This is a genomic window from Paenibacillus sp. MER TA 81-3 (genome assembly GCF_023713585.1).
GTDB classification, from domain to species: Bacteria; Bacillota; Bacilli; order Paenibacillales; family Paenibacillaceae; genus Paenibacillus_B; species Paenibacillus_B profundus.
Window position 1 is genome coordinate 100,133 of sequence record NZ_JAMAWB010000005.1, and the last position, 19,897, is coordinate 120,029.

The 19,897-nt window shown below is 51.6% G+C and carries 18 protein-coding genes; 17 read left to right on the forward strand and 1 reads right to left on the reverse strand.

Annotation, left to right across the window (positions count from 1 at the left end):
- Nucleotides 1–11: 11 nt before the first annotated feature.
- From cls to rocF, 4 genes are all read left to right on the forward strand, one after another.
- Nucleotides 12–1,523: a cardiolipin synthase gene (gene cls / locus M3650_RS08465; RefSeq protein ID WP_251573750.1), complete on the forward strand. Its 1,512-nt coding sequence runs from the start codon at nt 12–14 to the stop codon at nt 1,521–1,523.
- 445 nt (nt 1,524–1,968) lie between these two features.
- Nucleotides 1,969–3,207: an MFS transporter gene (locus M3650_RS08470; RefSeq protein WP_251574159.1), complete on the forward strand. Its 1,239-nt coding sequence runs from the start codon at nt 1,969–1,971 to the stop codon at nt 3,205–3,207.
- A gap of 156 nt (nt 3,208–3,363) precedes the next feature.
- Nucleotides 3,364–4,560 carry an ornithine--oxo-acid transaminase gene (locus M3650_RS08475; RefSeq protein ID WP_251573751.1) on the forward strand — a complete coding sequence of 399 codons (1,197 nt, stop codon included), beginning with the start codon at nt 3,364–3,366 and terminating at the stop codon, nt 4,558–4,560.
- Nucleotides 4,561–4,625: 65 nt separating this feature from the next.
- On the forward strand, nt 4,626–5,552 hold the full coding sequence (gene rocF, locus M3650_RS08480; RefSeq protein WP_251574166.1) for an arginase: 927 nt from the start codon (nt 4,626–4,628) through the stop codon (nt 5,550–5,552).
- 66 nt (nt 5,553–5,618) lie between these two features.
- On the opposite strand, the gene M3650_RS31865 is transcribed toward rocF, so the two are convergent.
- On the reverse strand, nt 5,619–5,741 hold the full coding sequence (locus tag M3650_RS31865; RefSeq protein WP_285848375.1) for a hypothetical protein: 123 nt from the start codon (nt 5,739–5,741) through the stop codon (nt 5,619–5,621).
- On the opposite strand from M3650_RS31865, the gene M3650_RS33120 reads away from it, so the two are divergent.
- The 13 genes from M3650_RS33120 to M3650_RS08545 all read left to right on the forward strand — a co-directional run bounded on the left by M3650_RS33120 (nt 5,730) and on the right by M3650_RS08545 (nt 19,687).
- Nucleotides 5,730–6,038 carry a hypothetical protein gene (locus M3650_RS33120; RefSeq protein ID WP_251573752.1) on the forward strand — a complete coding sequence of 103 codons (309 nt, stop codon included), beginning with the start codon at nt 5,730–5,732 and terminating at the stop codon, nt 6,036–6,038. The genes M3650_RS31865 and M3650_RS33120 overlap by 12 nt on opposite strands.
- 509 nt (nt 6,039–6,547) lie before the next feature.
- Nucleotides 6,548–7,210 (forward strand): L-serine ammonia-lyase, iron-sulfur-dependent subunit beta, encoded by a 663-nt coding sequence (gene sdaAB / locus M3650_RS08490; protein WP_251573753.1) that lies wholly within the window; start codon nt 6,548–6,550, stop codon nt 7,208–7,210.
- A 30-nt stretch (nt 7,211–7,240) separates the two neighbouring features.
- Complete coding sequence (sdaAA, locus tag M3650_RS08495) at nt 7,241–8,122, forward strand: L-serine ammonia-lyase, iron-sulfur-dependent, subunit alpha (RefSeq protein ID WP_233696275.1); 882 nt, start codon at nt 7,241–7,243, stop codon at nt 8,120–8,122.
- An 83-nt stretch (nt 8,123–8,205) separates the two neighbouring features.
- Nucleotides 8,206–9,249: a type 2 isopentenyl-diphosphate Delta-isomerase gene (gene fni / locus M3650_RS08500; RefSeq protein ID WP_251573760.1), complete on the forward strand. Its 1,044-nt coding sequence runs from the start codon at nt 8,206–8,208 to the stop codon at nt 9,247–9,249.
- Between the two features lie 366 nt (nt 9,250–9,615).
- Complete coding sequence (locus M3650_RS08505; RefSeq protein WP_251573762.1) at nt 9,616–10,179, forward strand: ECF-type riboflavin transporter substrate-binding protein; 564 nt, start codon at nt 9,616–9,618, stop codon at nt 10,177–10,179.
- Nucleotides 10,180–10,219: 40 nt separating this feature from the next.
- Nucleotides 10,220–11,932, forward strand: a complete 1,713-nt coding sequence (locus M3650_RS08510; RefSeq protein ID WP_251573764.1) for an ABC transporter ATP-binding protein — start codon at nt 10,220–10,222, stop codon at nt 11,930–11,932.
- On the forward strand, nt 11,925–12,752 hold the full coding sequence (locus M3650_RS08515) for an energy-coupling factor transporter transmembrane component T family protein (RefSeq protein WP_251573766.1): 828 nt from the start codon (nt 11,925–11,927) through the stop codon (nt 12,750–12,752). The genes M3650_RS08510 and M3650_RS08515 overlap by 8 nt, the downstream gene beginning before the upstream one ends.
- A gap of 677 nt (nt 12,753–13,429) precedes the next feature.
- Nucleotides 13,430–14,806: an ABC transporter substrate-binding protein gene (locus tag M3650_RS08520; RefSeq protein WP_251573769.1), complete on the forward strand. Its 1,377-nt coding sequence runs from the start codon at nt 13,430–13,432 to the stop codon at nt 14,804–14,806.
- 32 nt (nt 14,807–14,838) lie between these two features.
- Nucleotides 14,839–15,729 carry a carbohydrate ABC transporter permease gene (locus M3650_RS08525; protein WP_233696279.1) on the forward strand — a complete coding sequence of 297 codons (891 nt, stop codon included), beginning with the start codon at nt 14,839–14,841 and terminating at the stop codon, nt 15,727–15,729.
- A 162-nt stretch (nt 15,730–15,891) separates the two neighbouring features.
- Entirely contained in the window at nt 15,892–16,668 is a 777-nt protein-coding gene (locus M3650_RS08530; RefSeq protein ID WP_251574168.1) for a carbohydrate ABC transporter permease, read from the forward strand.
- 165 nt (nt 16,669–16,833) lie between these two features.
- Nucleotides 16,834–18,210 (forward strand): sodium-dependent transporter, encoded by a 1,377-nt coding sequence (locus M3650_RS08535; RefSeq protein ID WP_251573771.1) that lies wholly within the window; start codon nt 16,834–16,836, stop codon nt 18,208–18,210.
- Nucleotides 18,211–18,395: 185 nt separating this feature from the next.
- A complete protein-coding gene (locus tag M3650_RS08540) occupies nt 18,396–19,367 on the forward strand; it encodes a hypothetical protein (protein ID WP_251573774.1) in 972 nt (323 codons plus the stop codon).
- Between the two features lie 122 nt (nt 19,368–19,489).
- On the forward strand, nt 19,490–19,687 hold the full coding sequence (locus tag M3650_RS08545) for an AbrB/MazE/SpoVT family DNA-binding domain-containing protein (RefSeq protein ID WP_019424638.1): 198 nt from the start codon (nt 19,490–19,492) through the stop codon (nt 19,685–19,687).
- Nucleotides 19,688–19,897 lie beyond the last annotated feature (210 nt).

The following is a 19,897-nucleotide window of genomic DNA, read 5'->3' on the forward strand; positions in this document are numbered from 1 at the left end:
GGAGAATGTGGATGAGAAGAGCACTGCAGGTCGGGTTATTCATCATCATGTTGTTGACGTTTGGTCTATATATTAATGATACGTTTGGAAATACAATTGCTACAGCGCTAAGCATTATGACGACGCTGGCGGTCATTACGCTGGCAATCATTATCTTTATGGAGAACCGTCATCCGTCCAGCACGGTAGCTTGGATATTAGTGTTGGCGCTCGTTCCGGTAGTCGGGTTCATATTTTATATGCTGTTCGGACAGAACTATCGCAAGCGGCGGCGGTATGCGCGTAAAGCGCAGCAGGACAGACAAGCGTACGCCTTCATCGATAACGAATCATTGCTTCGCAGGGAGCAAATATTAGGCTCGTTTACCGATGATCAACGTCAATTGCTGCGCCTGACCAGCCGTCTCAGCAAGAGCCCGATCTCGTTCTCATCGGATACGCGCATTCTGAACAACGGGGAAGAAACGTTTGCTGCCCTGCTTGCAGAGCTTGGCCGAGCGGTTCACCATATTCATATGGAATATTACATTTATAGAGACGATGATATCGGACGGAAGATTAAGTACATTCTGATGGAAAAAGCGAGGCAAGGCGTGGAAGTCCGATTCATGGTCGATGCAGTAGGCAGCATGCAATTGCCAAAATCGTTCCTGAATGATCTACGGAGGGCTGGCGTAGAAGTAGCCGCCTTCGGTGCGGTGAAATTCCCGCTGTTCTCGAATCGGGTCAATTATCGCAATCACCGCAAAATTGTCGTTATCGACGGCGATGTCGGGTTTATCGGTGGACTGAACGTCGGCGATGAATATTTAAGCCGCAGCAAGACGTACGGCTTCTGGCGAGATACGCACATGATTGTAAGGGGCGAGGCAGTGCAGACGCTTCAGATTATATTTCTGCAGGATTGGGCGCATACGACGGCCGCCAACCTCTACGGGCCAGAATATTTGCTGCCGAGGTCGGTAGAGGCGACAGCCGGAGCGGTGCAAATTATCGCAAGCGGGCCTGATCAAGATTTCAAAACGATGAAAAACGTCTTTTTCTCAATGCTGACCTCGGCCAAAAAGTCCATTTGGATTGCTACGCCTTATTTCATTCCGGATGAAGATATTTTTACGGCGCTGCGGGTAGCGGCATTGGCAGGAATCGATGTGAAATTATTGTTTCCAGCCAAGCCAGACAAATGGCTGCCGTTTTTTGCGTCCCATTCTTATTTTCCCGGCCTCATGGAAACGGGCGTACAAATTTATGAATATGAAAAAGGCTTTCTGCATTCCAAGCTTATTATAGTAGACGGCGAGATTGCTACGATAGGAACAGCTAATATGGATATGCGCAGCTTCCATTTGAATTTCGAAGTCAATGCGATTTTGATGCGAACGGATAGTGTGGCGGCGTTGGTTGAAGATTTTGAACGGGATTTGCAGTACACGACGCCGATAGAGGAAGAAGAGTTTGCGCACAAGAAAATGATAACCCGATTTTTGGAATCCGCAGCCCGCCTATTTTCACCATTGCTTTAACGAGACGGCTTGCGGTGCATATCCCCGCATTCCGCACCAGCTTTCTGGTGAATTACATGCCGAGGGTCGATCCGCCGACCAAAAGCTTAGCGTTGTGTGTGCGGTACGGGTGCTGTGTTCGCCCCGATAAACTCCGCCATTCCACTGCCTTGAACTGTCACACGGATGGCCGGAATGACCCCCGTCAAAAGGGGCTGGGACTGATTGACTGCTGGCACCGTTTATGGCATGATGTTACTAATCATTCATTTGAGAACGATTTTCATTTTCTACAAGATTTACAAGGTGAAATATCTCATTTATACAGGTATCATTCATATACGTAATTAGAGCTGCTTCGCTTGATGGCGGAGCAGCTTTTTTGATTCTGGGCAGCTTCATGATCAAAAGGGGACTTTTTGAATAACCTCTAACAGACTTTAGTGGGAGAACGGGGATGGATGCAATGTGGAGTAACCGCAACGTATGGATTGTGCTGAGCGGAGAGTTTATCGCCGGTCTCGGCTTGTGGACTTCAATTATCGCGAATTTGGAATTTATGCAGCAGCACGTGCCGTCAGACTTTATGAAATCGCTCATTTTATTTGTGGGACTGCTTGCAGGCGTGCTAGTCGGTCCGTATGCAGGGAAGGTCATCGATACGAGCAGCAAGAAGAAGGTGATGATATACGCCGGAATCGGGCGAATGGTCAGCGTGTGCTTCATGTTTCACGCTTTGTCGATGGATTCGGTATGGTGGATGGTCCTGTTTGCGGTCAGTTTGCAGGTGTCTGCGGCGTTCTACTTTCCGGCACTTCAGTCGGTTATTCCGCTTATCGTCCAAGATAAAGATTTGATTGCGTTAAACGGGGTTCATATGAATGCTTCCACTATCGCCCGTATATTGGGAACAGCGATGGCGGGAATGATGTTGGCCGTCATGAGTCTGTCCTCATTATATCTCACCTCTCTCGTTGCGTACGCGCTGTTGCTTGCGTCCACCTTCTTCTTGCAGGTAGAGGGTACAGGCACGCCACATCGCAATAGGAACCAGAAAGGCAAAGAGAGCGGCGGGTTCAAGGATATCGTTCCGATGCTCAAACAACTCCCTGTAGCTGTCATGGCGCTCGGGTTGTCGATTATTCCAGCGCTGTTTATCGGAGGCTTCAATCTGATGGTCATCAACATTAGCGAATTGCAGCATGATCAGCAGATTAAGGGCCTGCTGTATGCAGTGGAGGGGACAAGCTTTATAGTTGCCGCATTTTTCGTGAAGCGGATTTCCGGAAAAGTGAATTTGTTGAAAATGCTGCTCTCGTTTTCATTTGTCATCGCCATCTCGCAAATGCTGTTGTTCTTTGGGGATATCAGATGGGTGGCGCTGCTGTCATTTGGCTTGTTCGGCCTGGCGGCAGGTTTTTTCTTCCCTTTGCTGTCGACGTATTTCCAGACGACCATTCCGAAGGACTATCATGGCCGCTTCTTCTCGTTCCGGAATATGCTAGACCGGGTGCTGTTCCAAATCGTCCTGCTTGGGACGGGCTTTTTCCTCGATACGATCGGGCTCCAGTACATGGTGCTCATCTTCGGCGGAATTTCATTGGTGTTGGCGCTGTATGCCTTGCTTTACTCCGACAAGATAACGGCACGAATGCTCTCCAAGCATGGCGGGCCAAGTGTGGAAACGGGGAGTACCCCGATGTAATCAGTTCCCGTTCGCATTGTGTTAGAGAAATGCGGCGGGAACTTTTGTATTTTCCTGGAGGACATATGGCAATATTTTACCGTTATGTGAAACAGTGTGCTATACTCTGAATATGGTATAGAAAGCGATTTCGTAGAGAACAGGGGAGGATAGTGAATGGCAGGCTCAGAAGAGATTATCCGCACGACGGAACGTTATGGAGCAAGGAATTACGATCCGCTGCCTATTGTCATTTCCAAAGCGGAAGGTGTATGGGTAGAAGATCCGGAAGGGCGCCGTTACTTGGACATGTTAAGCGCATACTCGGCCTTGAACCACGGACACCGCCATCCGAGCATTATTCAGGCGCTCTTGCGCCAGGCAGAGAAGGTGACGCTATCTTCCCGGGCGTTTCACAGTGAATCGTTGGCCTCATTTTATGAGAAGCTGTCGGCCTACACGGGGAAAGCGATGGTCTTGCCGATGAACACAGGTGCGGAAGCGGTGGAAACTGCCCTCAAAGCAGCGCGGCGCTGGGCATATAACCATAAGCAGGTCCCCGCTAATCAAGCAGACATCATCGTATGCAGCGGCAATTTTCATGGGAGGACGATTACGGTCACCTCCTTCTCCTCGGCGGAGGAATATAAGGAAGGCTTCGGTCCGTTTACGCCAGGCTTCACGATCATTCCATTCGGTGATGCTGAAGCGCTGGAGCAGGCTATCACACCGAACACGGCCGCTTTTCTCGTAGAGCCGATTCAAGGGGAGAATGGCATCGTCATTCCTCCCGACGGTTATTTGCGCCAGGCCTACGAAATATGCAAACGGCACAACGTCCTGTTCATGGCGGATGAAATCCAGACCGGCTTCGGGCGTACGGGCAGACGGTTCGCCTGCGACTGGGAACAGATCGTGCCAGACGTCTATATCATGGGTAAAGCGCTCGGAGGAGGCGTGCTGCCTATCTCGGCCGTAGCGGCGGATGAAGAGATTCTGGGCTTGCTGCAGCCTGGATCGCACGGCTCTACCTTCGGAGGCAATCCGCTTGCTTGTGCGGTGGCGGTAGCCGCCTTGGAAGTGCTGGAGGACGAACGGCTTGCCGAACGCTCGGTTGAGCAGGGAGCGTATTTTAAGCAGCGGCTAGAGGGCATTCAAAGTCCGGTAGTCCGCAATGTGAGGGGACGAGGGTTGTTCATCGGCGTGGAGCTGACGGAGCCTGCACGACCGTATTGCGAGATGCTGATGCGGCTTGGCATGCTTTGCAAAGAGACCCATGAGAATATCATCCGCCTGGCGCCCCCGTTAATTATTGAGGCAGCGGAGCTCGATTGGGCGTTGGAGCGTATCCAGCGCGTTTTGGCTCGCGCATAGCCGTACCCGCTTATCAGTCTTGGAGCTGTGTTGCATATTAGCTTGCAAGGAGGAGAAAGTTGTCGATGACGATGACGATGAATCGAAAGCTGTCAATGATTAGTGTTCCATTCGGATTAGGGGCTGGCAGAGCGGGAGCGGAGCAGGGACCGGAGAGCATTGTTCGCTCCGGATTGCTGCGGCAGCTGAAGCAGTTGGGGATAGAAGTGGCGGCGGAGCGCGAAGTGAATCTGCCATCGGCGGCTCCAGCTAGAGAGCAGTTGGATGAAGTGCCTGTTCCCGCGCGGAACGCGAAGCACTTAGCCGAGGTGCTCTATACTTGTTCCGCGTTGGCCGAACAGGTGTCAGCAGCCGTAACGGACGGTTGCTTTCCGCTCGTGCTGGGGGGCGATCACAGTATCGCGATGGGCACGCTCGCTGGATTGACGCGCCATTATCGCAATGTAGGAGTCATTTGGTTCGACGCCCATTCCGACTTAAATACGGAGGAGACGAGTCCAAGCGGGAACGTTCACGGCATGTCGCTGGCTGTTGCGTTGGGCAGAGCAGAGTTCGCGGAAATGCCGTGGTCAGGACCATACGTGAGAGCGGATCGCGTCGTGCTTATCGGGGCGCGCGACCTCGATCCCGGAGAGAAAGAATTCATTCGTCAGCAAGGCATCACCTGCTTTACGATGCACGAGATTGACCGCATGGGCATGGAACGGGTTGTGCAGGAAGCGCTGCGCATTGTCGGCAGCGGCACGGATGGAGTTCATCTCAGCTTTGATGTGGATAGCGTCGATCCTTACGAAGCGCCGGGAACGGGCACGCCAGTGCAGGGTGGAGTGAGCTACAGGGAAGCGCACTTGGCGATGGAGCTGCTGCACGAATCTGGCCTTGTCACTTCGGCGGAGTTCGTGGAAGTGAATCCGACGTTAGATGTGAACAACAAAACGGCAAGGCTGGCCAAGGAACTTATCGGTTCGTTATTCGGACAGAGAATTTTATAATGAATGAACAAAACCGGAGGCGCAAACCTCCGGTTTGTAGCTTCCAAGTATATATACTGGCTATGGTCACTTCATGATGACGTTAGGGATGCTGCCTATGGATAGTACCTGCTCCAGCGGCATCTGGACCTCTGCCCCATGATGATCGAGCAAGTAGAAGTTCTTTCCAGCATCTTCATGGCGGCGCAACAAGGCCGTGAATGGCTCCATTTGTTCCTGCAGCATCATTTCGTTTCATTCAAAGACGACACATTTCACGTTATGCTCCAGCAGCTGTTCCATGCCGAGAAACGCTTGGTATTCTCCCCCCTCGATGTCTACCTTAATCATGTCGATATGCGGCAGATGCGCGAGTGCATCGTCCAGCCGTATGGCCTCCGTCTCGAATTCAGATATATCGTCCCAGTAATGCTTGACATATTGTTGGCTATGCTTGTTCAGCTTGGCCGGACGGTCCCGTCAAATGGGCGAGAGACAGTGAAGTAACCGACATTAGCCCCGATATCGACGACAACGTGCCCCTTTTTTACGTGATTCTTCAAATACTTCGTTATCGCCACTCCATCGCGCCGTGCATGACGAGCTCTGGTGTAATGCTCAAATCGGCGGAAGGGACGATGAGCTTCTCTCCGTAAACAGGCTTGACGAGCAGGCGCTCATTGCCATGTAAATCGCGTGCATGCAGTCACTCCTTCGCAAGTGATGTCTTCCAATATAAAACTTTTCCATGTCAGACTTCTACAAACTTATGCGCCGCGATTCTGCAACATAACGATTGAATGGGAGACGTCTGTAAATCGCTGTGCCGGAGGGGTTGTGTTCTTGGCGAAGCCTTGGTAGGATGAGTCTGAAAGTGCTTGCAGCGGTCGGCTATCGTCGTGGAGAAAGCGGGACCGGTTGCGTACAATAGATACGAGCAACACGAGTGGAATAGTGGAACCATCAGGATAGATTGGAAAGAACGTTGGGGGAACGCTTAAAGAGGAGGAAGGGCGATGAAGTATCGCAGTGTGTTTGACATCATTGGTCCGATTATGGTGGGTCCGTCCAGTTCGCATACGGCCGGAGCGGCCAAGATAGGACGCCTCGCGCGAAGCATCTTCGGCAGACAGCCGAAGCGAGTGCATATTTCCTTGTACGGCTCGTTCGCAGAGACGTTCAAGGGACATGCGACGGATGTGGCGCTCATTGCGGGGGTGTTGGATTATGATACGAATGACCCGCGCCTGCCGCAGGCGCCGCAGTATGCCGAAGAAGCCGGCATCGAGGTAGTCATAACGACGGAAGACGCCGTGCCTGAGCATCCCAACACCGCCCGCATCATGATGTCGGACGAACGGGACGAGATGGAAGTAGCAGGCATCTCCATTGGCGGGGGCAAGGTGGAAATTACGGAATTGAACGGGTTCGAGCTGAAGCTTTCCGGTCTATGTCCGGCCATTCTCGTATTGAACCATGACCGGTATGGAGTCATCGCCGGAGTAACGCAAATATTGAGCGGCCAGCACGTCAATATCGGACATATGGAAGTAAGCCGCAAGGAGAAAGGCAAGATGGCACTCATGGTCATTGAAACGGATGAGAAGATAAACGAATCCATTATAGACGAGATTCGCGCTCTAGCGGGGGTTAACCGCGTGCTGCGCATGGAAGATTAATGACGCCATCGAGGAAGGGAGGACAAGATTATGTTCCGCAATGTAGCTGAATTAGTCGCGCTTGCCGAAGAGCGTTCGTGCTCGATCGCGCACATTATGATACAGCAGGAAATGGAAGTGCGCCAAACGTCGCGCGAATCGGTTATCGAGCTGATGACTCGGAATCTGGACGTCATGGAGCAAGCGGTTGCGCGCGGTCTGTCAGGTGTTAGCTCCCACTCTGGTCTGACGGGAGGAGATGCGGTCAAGATCCAGCAGTATATTGACTCCGGCAAAGTATTAAGCGGCGAAACCATAATGGACGCCGTCAGCAAAGCGGTGGCGACGAACGAAGTGAACGCTGCGATGGGGCTCATCTGCGCGACGCCGACGGCAGGCTCGGCCGGTGTCGTGCCGGGAACGCTGTTCGCGCTCAAGGAGAAGCTGCAGCCGACACGTGAACAGATGGTGGACTATCTGTTCACGTCGGGGGCCTTCGGCATGGTCGTGGCGAACAACGCCTCGATCAGCGGCGCGGCGGGTGGCTGCCAGGCTGAAGTGGGGTCAGCCGCAGGTATGGCGGCGGCAGCCATTACTGAACTGGCGGGCGGAAGCCCGCGCCAAGCGGCGCATGCGATGGCGATCGCGCTGAAGAACATGCTCGGCCTCGTCTGTGACCCTGTTGCAGGCTTGGTCGAGGTGCCGTGCGTGAAGCGCAACGCCATGGGCGCGGCCATTGCGATGGTGGCGGCAGATATGTCGCTTGCCGGCGTGGAGAGCGTCATTCCGTGCGACGAAGTCATCGAGGCGATGTTCCGCATTGGACAGACGATGCCTACTACGCTGAAGGAGACTGCGCGCGGGGGCTTGGCTGCCACCCCGACAGGTCAGCGGTTGAAGCAGCAAATTTTTGGAGATCAGACGACAAAATAAACGAAATTATCGCAGAATGAACGAGATAAATGAAAGATCTGGAGTCCGAATGGTTGGACTCCAGATCTGTAGGGGGTACCGAAATGCAAGAGCGACAGCCTGAACCGGGGGGATTGACCGGGCAGCGCAAGACAGAGCATGTTCGCATCTGTTTGGAGGAGCCGGTGAACAGTATTGGCATTACAACGGGACTGGAACGATACCGCTTTGTGCATCAGGCGCTTCCGGACATTGACTATCGCGACATTGATCTTGCTACCGCTTGGTTGGGCAAGCCGGTGCGGACGCCGCTCTTGATCAGCTCGATGACGGGAGGCAGCAGCCATACGGCGTCGATTAACCGCCGCTTGGCCGTCGTGGCGGAAGCGCGCGGCTGGGCGATGGGCGTCGGCTCAGTGAGGGCGGCGGTAGAGAATCCAGGCGTCGCGGACACGTTCCAGATACGCGATTTGGCGCCAACGATTCCTATGTTCGCGAACTTGGGCGCGGTGCAGTTAAATATGGGCATGGGGGCGGATGAATGCCGCCGTGCAGTGGAACTGGTGCAGGCAGACGGGCTTATTTTGCATCTCAATGCGCTGCAGGAGGTGTTTCAGCCGGAAGGCGACTTGAACTTTGCCGGGCTGCTTCACCGTATCGAGGAAGTGTGCCGTACATTGGAAGTGCCCGTCGGCGTGAAAGAAGTTGGCTGGGGGATAGCGGCGGACACGGCCAAGCAGTTGGCCGAGGTGGGCGTCGCCTTCATCGACGTCGCCGGAGCGGGAGGGACCTCCTGGAGTCAAGTCGAGAAGATGCGGCTCCCGGATCCGATTCGCCGGCAAGCTGCCGAGGCCTTTGCCGATTGGGGGATTCCTACGGCAGAGAGCGTGCGGCAGGTGCGCGCTGCGTTGCCTGACCACATGGTGGTGGCCAGCGGCGGGCTCCGCACTGGCGTCGATGCGGCCAAGGCGCTTGCTCTGGGTGCGAACACAGCTGGCTTCGGACGCTCCTTGCTTGCAGCGGCGGCCGATTCGGAAACAGCGGTGGACGCGGTGCTGGCACAGGTGGAGACGGAGCTGCGCATCGCGATGTTCGGCATTGGGGCACGAACGATCGAGCAGTTGCGAATGACTGAACGACTAGTCTAATAAGTGATCATCCTGTTATAATAGGATAAACTAGAAATGGCCGCAGCCTGATAACTGTGGCCTGTTTCTTGCAAATGTCAACCTGGAATAGTCATGAAAAACAGAAACTTTTCACGGAAATCGACGCTTTTTGTTCATAAAATCCTCGCTTTTCACGGTTTTTTACCTTCATATCTTGAAAATGTGTTTGAAAACATCATTTTTGGTAAATAAAACCTGTACCCATACTATGGAAAATCCTTTATATTATGATCGGAATCACATTCAAACGTTCGGATTTCATGATAATAAGTGCGTAAATAGTGGACATCGAACGGGAGAGCGTCGATAAATATTATAATGAGTGAAAAGGAAGGGTTGAATGGGATGAAACAATCGATTTTCAACTTTGATACCAAAACGGTAGTCGCTATCGGTATTGGAGCTGCTCTGTACGGCTTGCTCAGCACGATTACGATACCGTTAGTTCCTCAGACGGGATTGCGCCCGGCCATTGCCATTCTTACTATTTTCGGCGCGCTGTTTGGTCCTGTCGTTGGCTTTTTAAGCGGAGCGATTGGCCATATCATTACCGATTTAACATGGGGTGGCGGCACGATTTGGTGGTCTTGGGTGCTCGGTTCTGCGATTTCCGGTTTAGGAATGGGGCTCGTTTATGCAAGCAGCTCTTTTAACGTAAATGAAGGTCGTTCCACGAAAGGCAACATCGTTACACTAGCTATTTCCGGATCGGCTGCTTTGGCGGTCGGCTACGGGATTTCCAGTATTCTTGATGTCTATTTGTTTGGCGAGGCGCCGGACAAAATGTGGGTGCAATTTTATGCATCCGCCATTGCCAACATTGCCGTACATTTGATTCTCGGTGTGTCAGCTGTGCTTGGATTACTTAAATTGAACCGTCGCAACTCGAATTTGCGCGTACTTAAATAGGTTGCTAGATTGCAGCATGATGACAGGAGCTATTGAATCTATGAAGGAACCGCTTATCTCGTTTCGAGATTTTAGCTTTCAATACCGCAGCTTGTCTGAGCCGACATTGAGACAAATTAATCTGGACATTTATCCAGGTGAGAAAATACTCATTGCCGGGCCAAGCGGCTCGGGCAAATCTACGTTGGCCCATTGTATCAATGGGCTGATTCCTTTTACTTACAGCGGCACGTTGTCCGGAGAATACTCCCTTAGAGGGCAGCGTCCGGCCGACCTCAGCATTTTTGAAATCAGCCGCAGCGTCGGCACAATATTGCAGGATCAGGATGGTCAATTCATCGGCTTGTCCGTCGGCGAAGATGTTGCCTTTGCCTTCGAGAACGACTGCATGGCATCGGCGGACATGAAGCCGAAGGTGACGCATGCGCTCGATATTGTTGACATGCTGCCGCTTCACGATCAGAGCCCACACGAATTATCGGGCGGACAGAAGCAGCGAGTGTCGCTGGCGGGTGTGCTGTCGATGGAGGCGGATATTTTGCTGTTCGACGAGCCGCTTGCCAATTTGGATCCAGCCAGCGGCAAGCATGCGATGGAACTGATGGAGGAGATTCACCGTCAGACCGAGAAGACCATCATCATTATCGAACATCGCGTCGAGGATGTGCTAGAGCAGCCTGTCGACCGTGTCGTCATTATGGCAGAGGGAAGAATCGTTAAGGTGGGAACACCGGATGAAATTCTATCCTCCAACATCATGCGCGAGCACGGATTGCGGGAACCGCTTTACGTCTCTGCGTTGAAATATGCCGGCTGCGACTTGCTGCCGAAGGACAAGCCGTCCTCCTTGGCGCAGGTGAGCGCCAGCCCTGTTGTTAAGGAACGTCTGGCTGTGTGGGCGGACAGCGCTGAACCCGCATCAAAGTCTGCTCCTCATCCTCCGCTTATCGAAATGGAGGATGTCCGCTTCTCCTATGATGGGGAACGGGAAATCATCCGCGGCGTTTCCCTTGCGATAGGCATAGGGGAACGCGTTGCGCTGCTCGGCAACAACGGCGCAGGCAAATCGACGCTGTCCCATCTGCTGACCGGCATCGCGAAACCGAATGCCGGAGTCATCCGGCTGCAAGGAGAGCCGATCAATTCTTGGTCAATTCGCCGCCGCGGTGAACATATCGGTTATGTGATGCAAAATCCGAATCATATGATTACGCAGCCGATGATCTGGGACGAAGTCGCCCTTGGCCTGCGCGTGCGCGGCTTATCGGAAGATGAAGTGAAGACGCGGGTGGAAGAGACGCTGCGCATCTGCGGCTTGTACGGGTATCGGGAATGGCCGGTATCTGCGCTTAGCTACGGTCAGAAGAAACGGGTGACGATAGCTTCCATCTTAGTTATGGAGCCGAAGCTGATGATTTTGGATGAGCCGACAGCTGGACAGGACTATAGGCATTATACCGAATTTATGAGCTTCATCTCGCACTTGGCCGACAGCGGCATGTCGTTTCTTTTTATTACGCATGATATGCATTTGGCGCTTGAATATACGGAACGGGCCGCGGTTCTGTGCAACGGGGAACTGATTGCGGTAGGCGATACCGCGCATGTGTTGACGGATACAGACGCAATCGCGCAGGCGAATTTGAAAGAAACGTCGTTGGGCGCTCTGTCGCGTTTAACCGGTGTCTCCGCACCGGAAGCGTTCGTGCGTCATTTTATCGTGCAGGAGAAGAAGGTGAATCATCATGAGTAAGGCTGGAATGCTCTATATCGATAGTGACACCTTGTTCCACCGCATGGACGGAGCAGCCAAGCTTATCGTCTTGGCTGTCTGGACCGTCGTCGTCTTTTTATTTCAGGATATTCGTATCTTTGTCCCGCTTTTTCTGATCGGGATCATTATGTTGCTGTCCGCCAAGCTGCCATGGAAACGAATCCGTCTCCTCGTTTGGCTCATGATCGTGTTCAATATTTTCAACTCTCTGTTTACGCTTGCCATTACACCGGCCTATGGAAGTGAAGTGTCGGGCTCGACGACGGTCATATTGGATTTGGGATACAATGTGCTTACGCTTGAAACGGTAGTTTACGTACTGACCTTATCTATGAAATATATGTCGCTTATGCCGATTACCGTATTGTTTATTTATACGACGCATCCGACTCGTTTGGCCAGCAGCTTGAACCGGGTAGGGGTTCCGTATAAGGTGGCTTACGCGTTCAGCATCGCGTTCCGCTACATTCCAGATATGCAGGCGGAATTTCGCAACATCTCGAACGCTATGCAAGCACGGGGGCTGGGCTTCGGCAAAGGCGAAGGGACGCTGAGCCAAAGGCTCAAGCATTTCGTCTCGATTGCCATTCCGCTTGTCCAATCCTCGCTTCACAGGATTGAGACGATCTCGAATGCGATGGATTTGCGCGGCTTCGGCAAGCATTCCAAGCGGACGTGGTATTCTGCGACGGCATGGCACCGCGAGGATTATATAGTCATCGTCACGAGTCTCATCGTGCTTATTGCAGCGATAGCTTGGCGAGTACAGGGCTACGGAACGTTCTGGCATCCATATTGAATAATGAATCGGGTTCTCCAAGAGGAGGCCCGATTTTTTGATCCCAAAGATAATGTCCACGTATCTTACAACATCCTTCGTGTTCACTGACCCCTGTTTCGCTCATCCCTTTCGCCCACTCTCCCCATTTCTCAGTATTGCAATGAATGGCTCGGCGCGCAGTGATCGATCCGTGCATGTTATGAACGGACTAGCGAGCTGCCGTGATTGGTTCAGATGCGCAACAGCACGGCAGCTGAAGTAATAGTTTATTGGAGCGATTTGAATGAGATGGTTCTGAGGAACAGGGTGTGGAAAATAGATTAATGATAGGAGGTAGAAAGGATTCCGTGAATGGTAAGAAGTCTCTGAGCGCTTTGCTTAAACTTATCTGTCTCAAACGGTGATTCGATATGGTTCACATTATTCTGAATAGTTGGGAGAGTGAACAAAAGGGCTTTTGAAGGCAATCTTCTTTACGGAGAAAGAGCAGGCACGTAACGCTAGTTGCAGCAACCCGTGTGTTAGGGATGCATGCGTAAATGAACCGCCTGAATCAGTCGTCTTTTGTCACAAATTAACAAAAATTTCATATCAGCTTAATACTCTCTTACCAGAGGAAAGTTATGGTAGATGAGGATGGTGAATGATATGCCATCACAATATGAACGTTACCGTTAGAAGGGGAGAATCGTAACATGCAAATGCAAGCAAAGTGGATGCTGCTCCTGCTGCTCTGCTTCACGATGTTGGTCGGATGCGGACAGTCGGGAAGCTCGAACGCAGGGCAGGCTGCCGATAAGGCGGCAGGGCAAGGAAACAGCGGCACAGAGCCATCTGGCGACAAGAAGCCGAACGGTGGCGAAGAGAACATTGAGCTGACGTTCTACTATCCGATTGCCGTAGGCGGACCGCTAACGTCAGTGGTTGAGAACATGACGAAGAAATTTACGGAGAAGCACCCGAACATTACGGTCAAGCCGGTGTATACGGGCAGCTACGCGGACACGACGACGAAGATTCAAGCCGGCATTCAAGCGCAGCAGCCGCCGGATGTAGCCGTGATGCTGTCCACGGAATTGTTCAGTATGCTTGACACGAATGCGATACTTCCGCTCGATGATTTCATTGCGAAGGAAAGCGGAGACGTGCTGCAAGATTTCTATCCGGCTTTTCTTGCGAACTCGCAAGTGGAGGGAAAGACGTATAGCATTCCTTTCCAACGCAGCACGATCGTGCTTTATTATAACAAGGATGTCTTCAAGGAAGCCGGTCTGGATCCAGAGCAACCGCCGAAAACGTGGGCGGATCTTGTCGAAGTTGCAGCGAAGGTAAAGAAAGCAGGACGCAATGGCATCGAGGTTCCGGGCTCCGGCTTTGCTTATTGGATGTTCCAGCAGTTTGCTTTACAGAACATGAGCGACCCGAAGCAGAACTTGATGACGCAGGATGGCAAAAAAGTATTTTTCGATACTCCGGAAAATATTGAAGCGCTGCAATTCTGGCAGGACCTGTCTCTCAAGCATAAGATAATGCCGGATGGCGTCATTGAGTGGGCCACCGTTCCGACTGATTTCCTGGAGCAGAGGACGGCGATGATGATTCATACGACCGGCAACCTGACCAATATTAAAAATAGCGCCAAGTTCGATTTCGGAGTCGCTTTTCTGCCGATGAGCAAGCAGTATGGATCTCCGACAGGCGGAGGAAATTTGTACATATTTAAAGATATTGATCCGAAGAAGCAAGCGGCTGCATGGGAATTCATCAAGTTCATGACCGAGCCGGAGCAGGCGGCACAATGGAGTATTGATACGGGATATGTTGCAGTACGGAAATCAGCTTATGAGACGGACATCATGAAGACCTATGCGGCAGATTTTCCGCAATCGGTCGTCGCGCGCGACCAGTTAGAACATGCATATGCGGAATTGTCTACACATAACAACGGCAAAGTGTCCAAAGCGCTGACCGATCAGGTGCAGGCTGTCCTGACTGGAACGACCGACGCCGCGACCGCATTGAAGAAGGCGCAAGAAGAAGCGGAGCGTGCGCTCAAGCCGTTCAATAAATAACAATGTGTCCACACAAGGAGGACTAGATGCGGATGAGCGTCACATGGAAAGAACGGCTCGCGCGCAACGGACTAGCTTGGGCCTTGCTGCTGCCATCCTTGTTATTTCTAATTTTGTTTACGTATTATCCGATGCTGAAGACGGCATGGCTAAGTCTGTTTCAAGCGGACTTGGCCGTGCCGGAGCCGGTCTTTAACGGAGCGGACAATTATGCGTTCCTATTTTCCGACCCGGTGTTCCAGAAGGTGTTCAGCAACAACTTGTGGTTTGCTGTCGGCACGGTGCCGACGTCTATGATCTTGGCATTTCTGATGGCGCTCTTCGCGGACAAAGCAATGGCGGGCAAGACGTTCTCCCGCGTTGCCTTCTTCTATCCGAATATGGTTCCGATGATAGCGGTGGCTAACATTTGGTTGTTTATTTATACCCCGCAGTACGGGCTGCTGGCGCAGTTGGCGCAATGGGTAGGGCGTGCGGATATGAATCTGCTCGGTCATCCAGATACGGTAATGGGAGCTATGATCGTGATGATGATCTGGAAGGAAGCCGGCTATTTCATGATTTTTTATTTGGCTGGTCTTCAGAACATTCCGAAGGACTTGTATGAGTCCGCTTCTATGGATGGCGTTGGCGCATGGAAGGTGACTACACGAATTACGATACCGTTGACGATGCCGACAACCCTGTTTGTGGGGGTCGTCGCGTTAACGAACGCTTTCAAGCTGGTCGACCATTTGTGGATAATGACAAAAGGCGGGCCGGATAATGCGAGCAATCTGCTGCTCTATCATATTTACGACACGGCCTTCAGCTTCTACGACCAAGGGATGGCAGCGGCGATGACGGTCGTTATGATTGCGGTGTTGCTTATTTTGTCTTCCCTTCAATTTTTCGGCTGGGATCGCAAAATTCATTATCAATAGAGGGGGCTCCGAGGCTTTATGGGGAAATCGGATGAATTGGACAGAGCGGACGCGGTCAAATTCAGCCTAGACCGTCATTCCGGGATTGGCGCACGAACGGACCGCGAGCTGCGAATCGGACGTCTGAAGCAACGCGCCGCACGCGGGATATGGCATTTGGTTATGCTGGCCGTCGGCGTCGTCTGGCTCATTCCGTTCGTCTGGGTCATCTGGACAGCGTTCCGCCCGAAAGACGCAGGGATGAATTCATTCTTGACGTGGCAATGGACTTTGGAACATTTTGCCCGTGTATGGGAAGGGGCGCCGTTCGCTCAGTATTATTTGAACACGCTGACGATAGCCGGCGGGGTGCTCGCCGTTCAACTATTTAGCTTGACGCTGGCCGCCTACGCCTTTGCACGTCTGCGCTTCTTTGGCCGTGATGTCGTGTTCATGCTGTTTCTGGTGCAGATTATGGTGCCGGCAGACGTGCTTATTTTTTCTAACTATCATGTATTAAAAGAATTCGGCTTGCTCGATACGAAGCTTGGGATTATGCTGCCTTACTTTGCATCGGCCTTCGGAATCTTTCTGTTGCGCCAAACGTTCAAGCAGATGCCGCTGGAGCTTGAAGAGGCGGCAATGGTCGAAGGATGCTCCCGGATAGGTATTTTGTGGCGCATCTTCGTGCCGCTCTCGCTTCCGGTCTATATCTCATTCGCCGTCGTTTCGGTAAGCTATCAGTGGAACAACTTCCTCTGGCCGCTTATTGTGACGAACTCGGTGGAGAATCGCCCGCTTACGGTCGGCTTGGCCATGTTCGCCCAATCGTTCGAGACGGGCGCGCAGTGGGCGGAAGTGAGTGCGGCCACATTGCTCGTCGTCGCTCCGCTGCTCATCGGATTTCTGCTTTTTCAACGGAAATTTATTAACAGCTTTATGCATTCCGGCATCAAGTAGCACGTAAAATATAAATAAAATGTGAAAGATGAAAGAAATTTATAAAACAGAATTAATGTTGTGAAATTTTACCTTAGCAGGTTGGCCATTTTTTCAATAAAATGAAGTCTATATCTGCCGCCAAGGCATCATAGATATGATCGGAAGGGGTGCGTTACAGACAACATGCCAACACAAGGAAAATCTCAACAACATTCGCAACAGAATTCTTCCTGCCAATCGGGTTCCAAAAAATCGGAACAATTTAGCTCCTCGGGATTTATATTGGCGGCTATCGGCAGTTCGGTCGGCTTGGGCAACATGTGGAAATTTCCGTATGTTACCGGCCAGAATGGCGGCGGAGCCTTTTTTCTCCTGTTCATAATATGTCTGCTCATTGTCGGCTTGCCGGTTCTGCTTGGGGAATTGGCCGTCGGGCGGGCAGGGCGCGGCGATGCGGTAACTTCGTTCACGAAGCTTTCCAATAAGAAAGGCTGGGGCGCGCTCGGCTTCGTCGCCGTCTTGGCGGCGTTCCTCATCATGACCTACTACAGCACCATTGCAGGCTGGACGCTGCATTATGCGGTAGAATCCCTAACCGGCAATCTGTTCAACAATCCGAACTACGAACAGCAATTTACCGCTTTTACAGCCGGCATGTGGCCGATCATTTGGCAAATCGTCGTCATGGCGCTGTCTGGTTTCATTATTGCGCGGGGGATTTCCGGCGGAATTGAGAAGTTCAATAAAATCGTCATTCCGGGACTTTTGCTTATTTTGCTTATCATGCTCGTGCGTACGCTTACGTTGGACGGAGCTGCCGCAGGAATCAAATATTTCTTATATCCCGATTTCTCCGTGTTAACCTTTCAATCTGCGTTAGCGGCGCTCGGTCTCGCATTCTTTTCGCTATCGCTGGGTCTGGGAGCCATGCTGACGTATGGCGCTTATGTAGATAAGCGTCAGTCGCTGCCGCTCGCGACGTTGGCCGTTGGCGCTGGAGACTTGACGTATGCGTTGATCGCCGGCTTGATTATATTTCCGACGACGTTCACGTTCGGCATCGAGCCTAATTCTGGACCTGGACTCGTATTCGTTACTTTGCCGGCTGCATTTGCGTCCATGCCTTACGGCAACTTGTTCGGCGGGCTGTTCTTTATTCTTCTGGCTATCGCGGCGGTTACCTCGTGTCTATCGCTGACGGAGGTTCCAGTCTCTTATTTGATTCGGCGGTTCGGATTCACCCGCGGCAAAGCGACAACCACTGTCGTGCTTGCCATGTATGTCATTGCGCTGCCGTGCACGCTTGCCGCTGGAGGAGCATGGAGCAATGTTAAGTTCGGCGGGCGTAATTTGTTCGATTGGCTCGACTTCATTACGTCGAACGTCATGCTGCCGCTTGGCGGCTTATTCGTCACGCTGTTGGTCGGTTACGTATGGAAAGATGCGGGTAGTGAAACGGGATTGCGATCGTCGGGGATGAAAATTTGGCTGTTCACGATGCGTGTTGTCGCGCCTGTCTTAATTATTTTGATTTTCCTTTCATCTGTCGGCCTCGTATAACGTCGGCAAGAGAGCCTTTCTCCGTCTTAGGGGAGAGGCTTTTTTTTATATTTCGAGAAAAAAATGCATTTTCATGCAACATAATTGCAAGTCGTCCCGTCTATGAGGTTGAAAAAGAAACGAATCCCGGGATGAGAAACACCACATTCAATAAAAAACGAACTGGAATGCAGGAGGAACTCGATATGAAGAGACAAGCTTGGATGAAAATGTTGTTGACGACGTGTGTAGTGGCAATGGCGGCGCTCCCGCTGACAGCGGCAGCGAAGGCAGACCAAGTACAGGGCACGGTAGTGAGCCCGGCGGCGGAACAGAGTTCAGACATCACGATCCATAACACGGACGTGAAGAAGCCAGAGCAGCAGGAATCCTTCTCGACCAAAGGGACCATCGATCAAATTACGTATACGAAAAACGGCGCTTATGTGATGATGAAAGGAAAATCCGCGCAGACGCAAAATATAGATGAACTTCGGCTTGTGTTCGCCAAAGGAACGCTAGTGGTCGATCAAAACGGCAAGCAAGCGGACCTGCTGCAGGCGCTTGATGAAGGTTGGACGGTAACGGCTTATTATGGTTCCGCCATGACGAGCAGCATCCCGCCTCAGGTGAATGCGGAGAAATTTGTCGTCGAGCGTCCGAATGCGACAGAAGAGTTCAAGACATCAGGTGTCATTACAGAAGCGGGCAAAGACCGCATCTCAATTATTGGGGAATATCCGATAATATTGAATATTACCGATAAGACAAAGATTACGGATGAATCCGGCAAGACGCTGACGAAGGATGCCTTGAAGCAGGACGTACGCGTGGAAGTGGAATACAGTCCGGTCATGACGAGAAGTCTGCCGCCAATCAGCCATGCCGTCTCCATTGTCGTAAAAGAAGAGACCGTTCGCGCAGAGGGCACGATCGGCAAGGTGAACCAGCATGACGGGAGAACGTCAGTTGCGGTAGATGTGAAAGCAGATGGAGGCCAGGTGAGCGGCATCGTGCTGAATACCGATGAGAATACCGTCATCGTTAATCAATCCGGCGAGAAGCTTGACGCCAAGGATTTGAAGGCTGGACAGAAAATCATCGGCTTCCATGCTCAAATTATGACGATGTCGTTGCCGCCGCAGAGCTATGCTTACCAAATTGTCATAGCGAACTAACTTTATCAATCACCATTTCTTCTCACCATTTCTTCGTATCTCTGTTTGCATGCAGCCGATGCTGGGTAATGTATATAAAATGAATAATCGACTGTACAACGAAACAAGGGTGGTGAAGCTTTGTGCGGCGCAAATTACTGCGTATTGGCAATAGTTTCGGCCTTATCCTGACAAAGGATATTTTGTCGAAGTTGAAAGCAGAATACGGAGATTTATTTGAAATGGAAGTTAGGGAGCAGACTGGAGAAATTGTCATTCGCAAGGTCGCTGACGCATCTAACCGCAATAGAATAAAAGAGAAGACGAAAATATCGGTGTAGGGATTGTATCCCTGCACCTTTTTTTGTCGTTCAACAAGAAACAACCCCTGCAGCTCACTGTTGCCGAAAGGGTTGCTATGTTACCGTCTATTCAAGAAAAAGGGGGAGAATGTCATGCTATTATATAATCACCGAATTCTTTCCGTTTGAAACAACGGACATAAAATAATAGAATATACCTATTCATTTCACGATTATTCGACATTTTTC